Origin of the sequence: Parabacteroides sp. AF14-59 (assembly GCF_003479515.1) — a bacterium.
GTDB lineage: Bacteria > Bacteroidota > Bacteroidia > Bacteroidales > Tannerellaceae > Parabacteroides > Parabacteroides faecis.
In genome coordinates this window covers 99,363-100,558 of sequence record NZ_QUHH01000027.1, presented here as the reverse complement: position 1 = coordinate 100,558, position 1,196 = coordinate 99,363, and the positions used below count along the sequence as shown (strand labels likewise).

General features: G+C 40.6%; 1 protein-coding gene. It reads left to right on the top strand.

Translation table 11 applies throughout. The features are described from left to right. Positions 1-1,095, top strand: a 1,095-nt coding sequence (locus DWW23_RS22065) for a capsule assembly Wzi family protein (RefSeq protein ID WP_122356260.1), incomplete at its 5' end; no start/stop codon positions are given. Positions 1,096-1,196: the final 101 nt, after the last annotated feature.

The following is a 1,196-nucleotide window of genomic DNA, read 5'->3' as shown; positions in this document are numbered from 1 at the left end:
TTTAATAATCCGCTTTTAAGTAGCGGGGGATTGACGTTTTCGGGGAATGCCCGGCCGATTCCGCAAGTGCGTATCGGTATTCCGGAATATACCGTTATACCGGGGACAAAAGGCTGGCTGGCCTTCAAAGGGCATATTGCTTATGGTATGTTTACGGATGATGGTTGGCAGAAGAATTTTGTAGCTCCGGGAAATAAATATACGGAACATGTGCTTTATCATTCCAAAGATCTATATGTGAAGCTTGGCAATCGGGAGAAATTCCCGCTGATCTTTGAAGGAGGACTGGAAATGGCTGCTCAGTTCGGAGGAAATGCATTTATTGGGAATGAAAAGATAGATATGCCGAATGGGATAAAGGATTTCTTTAAAGTGTTTATTCCGAGCGGAGGTAGTAGTGATACTCCAATGGGGGAACAAACGAACATTTATGGAAATCATTTAGGTAGTTGGAATTTTTCACTCACCTGGTATGCTCCACAGGACTGGACGGTTCGCCCTTATTATGAACATTATTTCGAAGATCATTCACAGATGTTCGGGGAATATGGCTGGAAGGACTGCCTGACTGGGATAGAAATAACGTTTCCTGAAAATCCTATCGTTAGCAGTTTTGTTTACGAATATATTTCAACAAAGGATCAGACTGGTCCTGTCTATTGGGATCATACGCCGGAGATACCTGAACAGGTGAGTGGAGCCGATAATTATTATAATCATAGTATTTATACCGGTTGGCAACATTGGGGAATGGGTATCGGAAATCCTTTAGTGATGTCTCCTGTTTATAATGACAATGGAGAAATTATTTTTAAAAGTAATCGTATACAGGGACATCATTTTGGAATAATGGGAAATCCTTGTGCCGATCTGCAATATCGTATTCTCTTGTCAGTTACTCGCAACTGGGGTACTTATGATTTACCATTTTATGAGATCAAAAAGAATGGAAATGCTTTAGCCGAATTAAAATATACTCCCCATAGATTGAAAGGCTGGGATTTTACCGCATCATTGGGACTGGACCGGGGTGCTATGTTAGGTAAAAGTGTTGGAGGTATGTTTACAATCAGAAAAACAGGATGGATACGATGAAAAGATATATAATAGCTGTGCTGCTAATATTGATAGTTAGCGCTTGTGGAAAAACACCGATTAACGGAGATTTGGATGGTCGTTGGCAGATCATGAAAATA